4 protein-coding genes are annotated in these 6,152 nt (G+C 67.4%); 2 read left to right on the forward strand and 2 right to left on the reverse strand.

Annotation, left to right across the window (positions count from 1 at the left end; translation table 11 throughout):
* Nucleotides 1-34: 34 nt before the first annotated feature.
* On the forward strand, nucleotides 35-1,981 hold the full coding sequence (locus tag OHT01_RS40040) for a hypothetical protein (RefSeq protein ID WP_328557972.1): 1,947 nt from the start codon (nucleotides 35-37) through the stop codon (nucleotides 1,979-1,981).
* A gap of 78 nt (nucleotides 1,982-2,059) precedes the next feature.
* Here the strand turns inward: OHT01_RS40040 and OHT01_RS40045 are convergent, their stop codons facing one another.
* Together OHT01_RS40045 and OHT01_RS40050 are read right to left on the reverse strand one after the other, a co-directional pair.
* Entirely contained in the window at nucleotides 2,060-4,720 is a 2,661-nt protein-coding gene (locus OHT01_RS40045) for a DEAD/DEAH box helicase (RefSeq protein ID WP_328557973.1), read from the reverse strand.
* Nucleotides 4,717-4,983, reverse strand: a complete 267-nt coding sequence (locus OHT01_RS40050) for a hypothetical protein (protein ID WP_328557974.1) — start codon at nucleotides 4,981-4,983, stop codon at nucleotides 4,717-4,719. The genes OHT01_RS40045 and OHT01_RS40050 overlap by 4 nt, the downstream gene beginning before the upstream one ends.
* Nucleotides 4,984-5,379: 396 nt before the next feature.
* Here OHT01_RS40050 and OHT01_RS40055 point away from each other — a divergent pair, with 396 nt between their 5' ends.
* Nucleotides 5,380-5,808 carry a hypothetical protein gene (locus tag OHT01_RS40055; protein WP_328557975.1) on the forward strand — a complete coding sequence of 143 codons (429 nt, stop codon included), beginning with the start codon at nucleotides 5,380-5,382 and terminating at the stop codon, nucleotides 5,806-5,808.
* Nucleotides 5,809-6,152: the final 344 nt, after the last annotated feature.

A 6,152-nucleotide genomic window follows, 5' to 3' on the forward strand; every position in this document is an offset into this window, starting at 1 on the left:
CGCAGGCCGCCGCACGATAAGGAGGGCCCCCCCCGTGACGCCGCTCGAGACACTCCTAGCTTGCCGCGGAGACGCCCCCACACTCGAAGACTTCGGCGGCGAAGACCGATTCTTTGCCCAGGCAGATGAACTTTCCACCTCTCGACTGTGGTTCCGCGCCGCCGAGACTCTCCTTGCTGCCTGGGACTGCCTCAACAGCCCAGACCGCGCCGCAGCCTTCATCGCCGAAACACTCACGGCGGAGAACCGGCCGGGCGTCGTCGGAGACCTCCTTGACCGACTGTGCGACCACCCCGGGTACCTGAGGGACCACTCCACCGCGCTGAATCGAATCGCCCTACGCCGGACCGAGCCCCACGCCACGGCCCTCGAAGCCGAGACCGCAGGCCTCTTCCTTGAAGCCGCACTCCGCCTGGCACTCGCCGGAGGAGCCATCAAGCGCTACGGAGTCCTTGACGTCCTCACTGACCCACAAGCCCCCTCCGCACCCATCGGGTACGCACGCCAAGTCGTACGGGCGCTCGGAGCCGGCTATGAACAATGGCGCGACGCAGACCTGACTAACGCACTCCGCGCATTCCTTGACATACCGGTTCTACGGTCCGACGCTGCCTTCGAGCTGGCTATGTGCCACCTCTCCGACGCATTCAACGCCGCAGACCGCTCAAGCCTCCTCACCCAGCTCACCACCAGCCGCACCCACTTCACCGAAGCCATCAACTCCGACGAGGATCGCCCGGACGCCACCGCATACCGGGCCGCAATCAACGCCGTCCTAGCGTTCGAAGCCAACGACAACGAAGCCCTCAGCACCGAGGCAGCGCAACTACGCCGCTCCACCTCTGAACACGCGCTCTGGCTCACCGGTCTCCGAACAGGCTGGCGAGATGGCCGCTACGACACCGAAGCAGCGTGGTACACCCTCAGCGCCGATCTCGAGCACGCCGCCGCCCACCTCGATTCACCCCTCCCCACCTGGCCAAGCCAGACGATCCAGCACATCCTCGCTGCCTACACCGCTCACCGCTCCGTACGCCTCACCCCAACCGGCGACGCCCCTGCGCTGCAACTCCTCGTAGCTCCCCGCATCGAAGATGCCTTTGCCGCCCGCGAAGGACTCCTACTGCACGTGCACGCGCTGCTCGCCGACGCTCCACCCAACTGGGACAGGCAGGCTGCCGAGGAACTCCGGTCAGCAGTCGAGTCCCGGCTCGGGCTTCCGCCTGAAGAACCTGAGGACGGCCCGGGAAAAGACGGAGCGGCCGACGACTTGGCCGCCGAACTCGGTAGACAGGTTCTAGCGGCCCTGCCTCCCGACACGCTCAACGGCCTACGTGAGCAGCTCACCGACGCATACAGCAGTCACATCAAGACCCTGCCCAAAGCAGAGCAAGACCTCTTCAACGAGGTCATCAGAGGACTGCAACCTTGCCCGGACTTTCAGTCCTTTTCGGTGCGGGAGCACTTCATCCGCCTCGTCACCGCGACAATCCGATTCCTGGCGAACAGGACGAACCGCGGCCGTGACAAGCACACGAAGAAGACTGCCTACCTCTTCGCGCCCAAGCCTGGAGAGAAGCTCCCGCTGGAGATCGAGCTACAGGAAGATCTGCACGACTACCTCGACAGCGCCTGCTTCGAAGTACAGATGGAAACCATCGACCGCAGCGGAGGCCGCGCCGACATCCTGGTGATCTTCCCGGGATTCAGCATCGTGATCGAGTGCAAGCGCGAACTCAGGAAGGCGGAACCTGCAGACCTCAAGCGCTATTTGGGGCAAACGGTGGCCTACCAAGCCTCAGGAGTCACACTCGGCATGCTTGCCGTTCTAGACCTCACACCGAAGCCCCAGTGGCTTCCCAACCTGCGGGACAACATGTGGATCGAACACATCCCCGCCCCCGATTCCAGACAGCTGGATCGATGGGCGGTTGTCATGAGGGTCCCAGGAAACCGCACTCTTCCCCACGAAATGTCATAACGAAAACAGCACGGAGCCCCAGACGTTTCTCGCCCAGGGCCCCGTGCGGTCGGGCTCAACGGCCGGACGGAAGCGGCGTCATGCCCACTCCACGCCCAGCTCCCGCAGGGCGGCCAGCTGGTCCTGGGCGAGCTTGTCCCGCCTCGATTTGGTGTTCGAGACCCATACACCCAGCTTCACGATCACCGGCTCCGTCTCGCCGACGACCGTGATTTCCTCGCTGTGGCCGCGGGGGACCGCCCGGTCTGCGCCTTCCCGCTCTACCCACTGCGCGAGGGCCTCCAGGCCCCGCTGGAACGACTGTTCCGCCTTGCTCGAACCCTTCGCCGTACGCTTCGCTGACGGGGCGGGAGACGGCGCCTCAAGCGGCTGTACGCCCAACTGGGACAGCCGCTCCTGCTGTTCGGCGGACAGCTGCGCCCAGGTGCTCGCCTCGCGTTGCCGCGCGAGCCATTTGCCAAGGTCATCTCCCTCGAACAGCACCCCGGGTTCGATGGCTGGCAGGATGCCGTCGGCGTCGACGAGGTCGGCGAGGACGCGGTAGTGCCGCTGCCAGTCGAGCGGCCAGGGGCAGTTCCAGTCTGGGTCGATCTCGGTGAGCTGCGCCGCGCGCATGGCGGCCCGCTGCGGGTCCTTGCCCAGGCCGCCCTTGCGGCGCAGGTTGGCCATGTGCTGCCCGATAGGCACCATCGCCTCGCCTTCGCCCCATACCGCGTCCTGCCGGGGTGCGAGGTGCCCGGTCGCTCGCCGGAACGACCGCAGGGCGGCGAGCTTGGCCTCCCACGCTTCCTCGCCCGGCTCCCAGAGCATCCCGGCCTCCGGGGCGTCCAGCAGTGTCTTGCGCCGTTCTTCCAGTTCCCCGGCCCGCAGCGCCTTGCGTTGCTGGTGCACCCACTGCCCGAGGGGGAAGTCCTTGGTGACGCCGACCTCGACCTCGACGTCGTAGGGGACGGCGTAGACGCCAGTGATCTCGTTCTCCGCCCGCCAGCGCAGCAGGGCTTGGTAGCCCTCCAGCCACACCAGCGACTCCGGCCGGTAGACCCGGGTCCGCAGGAACGCCGCGATGGTCGCCGCGTCCCGGGGAGAGGAGAAGTGGAGCAGCGCCGACTCAGCAGCGGCGTCGGTGTCGTCCTGCTCCTGGTCCTCGCCGTCGCCCTCGCCGCCGGCCCCGACGATCCGCCCGTCCTCGTCACGCCGGACGTGCACCTTGCGCGTGCCGCTGGTGAGGGCGCGGGAGGCGAGCTGCTCGACCAGGCGCTCATCGTGGCTGCGCAGGCCCTGGAGCACGGCCACGAGCGGCTTGAAGCTGGCCGAGGCGACCATGTCGGTCGGGTCCTCGCCCGGCTCCAGGAACACCGGCACGATGATTCTGGCGACTTTGGTGGAGCCGTCTTTGTTGAGGCGGAGTGCGCGGCCGATGTTCTGGACGATCTCGACCTGGGAGCCGCGGGTGTCGGCGAAGCAGACGGCTTCCACGCCCCGCTCGCCGGTGATGTCCACGCCTTCCCCGAGTACCCGCACGGATGCGAGGAAGGCGCGGTGGACCCGGCGGCCGGCCGCGTCGATGCCGTTGGCGAACTGCCTGAGCGCCTCTCGGCGTTCGGTGACGAGGTGGTCGCCGCACAGCCATGCCGACCACACTCGGTCCGGGGGTACGTGGCGGCCGGCCTCGAGTTCGTAGAAGGCCGCGTCGATGGAGGACTGCGGCAGCTTGTCCGCGACCGCCAGGTCCTCATCCGAGGCGTCGTTGGCGTACAGCTCGGCAGCGGTCTCCGGCAGCTTTTCCGCGAACGCGGCGGCCTCTTCCACCTTCTGGTGGAACGTCATGACCGTACGCAGGTTGTACGCCGCCGCGTGCTCCAAAAGTGCGGTCTGCAGGAGCGCCAAGCGCCGGCCGCGCCGCGCCTCCTCGGACTCCCCGAGGACGGGGGAGGGGTCGCGGATCTCCAGGACGTCGATCTCGAATCCGGCGAGGATCTCGCGCTCGATCGCCTCGCTCAGACCGAGTTCGGCGAGCCACGCGCCGTAGGTGCCGTTCGGGTCGTCGGCCATGGTCGCGATCTCCGCCTCTTGGCCGTCCGTGCCCTTTTGCGGGCGGGCCGCGGCGAGGATGCGCGGGGTCGCGGTGAGGTAGAGCCGGAAGTCGGCGGGGATCCGCTGGTTGTCGTGGATTGCCGCCCACGGCCGCCCGAGATCACCGGCGGTGCCGTGGGCTTCGTCCACGATCGCGAGGTCGAAGCCGCTCATCTGCTGTCCGTAGAGCCGGTCTCCGCCCGTCAGGGCGGCCTCCAGTGGACCGCGTACCTTGCGCTGGCCCTCGGGTGCGTCGATGTCCTCACGGTCCACCAGGGAGGCGTACGTGGCGAGCACGATGACTGGTCCTGCCCCGGCCCACAGTGCGAGCTGGATCGGGTTGGTAGTGGTGCGCACTCCCAGTGAGTTGAGGACCGCGTCGTTCTCCAGCGAGCACACCGCGACCATCGGGGCTCGGTGGCCCACCAGGCGCCATGCCTGGGCGGTTTGTGCGAGCAGGTCCAGGGTGGGCACGGTCACGAGGATCCGGCCGCTGGGGAAGCAGTCCAGCGTGCACGCGGCGGCCGTGATCGTCTTGCCCGAGCCGGTCGCGGAGACGATCGTGCCCCGGGCCCCCTGCGGGGGAATCGGTGATCTTGCAGGGAATCCCACCCACTTTCGGAAACTCGACTTTTGGTCTACTTGATGTTCTCGGAGCTGGATCAATGGAATGCTCCCGGTTCGGGAAGGACCTGATCGACGGAAATGATCCGGTAGCCGCGGTCCTGGTAGATGCTGGCGGGTCGGCTGAACATGGCCTGGGCGTGTTCGACGGCCGCACCCCCCGAGGGGGCGAAGACATGGCGGATCAGCGGCTGCTCTCTCGCGGAGGCGGCGGGTTGGGCCGTGATCCGGTAGACGCGGTACCGCAGCACCTCGGTCGGTAGCCCGTCTCCGGAAGGCTCGTCCAGGGCAGCCTCTGCAGCCATACGCTGTACTCGCAGTTCTTCTCGGCGAGCCACTCTCCGGTCCTCGTCCGGGAGGTATACAGCCATCCGCTGCTCCTCCATGACCCGCACGATCCGAGCCCATTCGAGGCGCTGGCACGAGGCGATGTCCAGCTCGGCTTTCGCGGCTCCGCAGGGGCATGACGTGCGCGCCCTTCACGGTCTTGGGCAGCCCGCCAGTACTCCCTCACCCGGCTCAGCGCGAGCCCACGGGCTCGCCTGACCACCTGCGCCAATTCATCCGGATGGTATTCATAGACAGGCATCTAGCACATCCGCTCCCGGGCCTGAACCATGTAACCTACTTTTGCCAACAGTACATGCTGCATCAAAAAACATCAGGCGTTTCCAGCCACTGACAGTAGGTAGGATTCGATCATGACCGACCAGTGGTACGTCCTCATTGAAGAGGACACCAGAGAGACCGAACGCGCCGACGGCGTGGAACTGAAACTGCACCGATGGATGCTGGTAGGCACCCACCACATCAACGGCGACCAGGAACAAGCCACCGCGGCAGCCAAGGATGCAGCCCTGCACTACCTGCCGGGAGTCCTCGCCCGGCACACCCAGCCCGGAGACGAGCCGGCCCGGCACGCCTTCCTCACCCCGGACGGGGCCTGGGTGGTGCTCCTCAAGCAGCGGAACCGTGAGTGCCATATACGGGTGTCAGTAGGCCGGTTGATGCACTCTCAGGAGGAGAAGCAGGCCCCACCGAAAACGCTGAAAGGGATGCTCCGCAGTGCTGTGCAGGCCCCCGCGCCCTCCCCGAAGCCGTGGATGCCCGCCGGGAAACCCTCAGAGTGAAAGAGCAGGACACCCCCCGCCACCAAGGCCTCAGAAGCTGACGACCGATCACCCCGGACCACCCCCTTGCCGCCAGCCAAGCCGCGCGGAGCGCGGCTCACCGCCTCACGCGCAGCGTGAGGCCCCCGGTCCGGAGCGCAGCGGAGGACCGCACAGCCCGGACGCAGTCCGGGCTGTGCTGCGCAGCAGCCCCACCCCCGAAGCGCAGCGAAGGGGGTGCCAACCAGAGTGCGCAGCACTCGGGTTGAGCGGAGAGCGCAGCGCTCCGCCGGCGCTCCCGCGGAGCGGGAGCGCAACCCCCGCGCGCAGCGCGGGGGTTCGCTTGCACATCGCGCAGCGATGTG

The sequence above is a fragment of the Streptomyces sp. NBC_00358 genome, from assembly GCF_036099295.1.
GTDB lineage: Bacteria > Actinomycetota > Actinomycetes > Streptomycetales > Streptomycetaceae > Streptomyces.

What these genes read in the sequence shown, in the direction of transcription:
- OHT01_RS40055 (WP_328557975.1), top strand. Translation starts at nt 5,380, where the DNA reads ATGACCGACCAGTGGTACGTCCTCATTGAAGAGGACACCAGAGAGACC.
- OHT01_RS40050 (WP_328557974.1), bottom strand. Translation starts at nt 4,983, where the DNA reads ATGGCTGCAGAGGCTGCCCTGGACGAGCCTTCCGGAGACGGGCTACCG.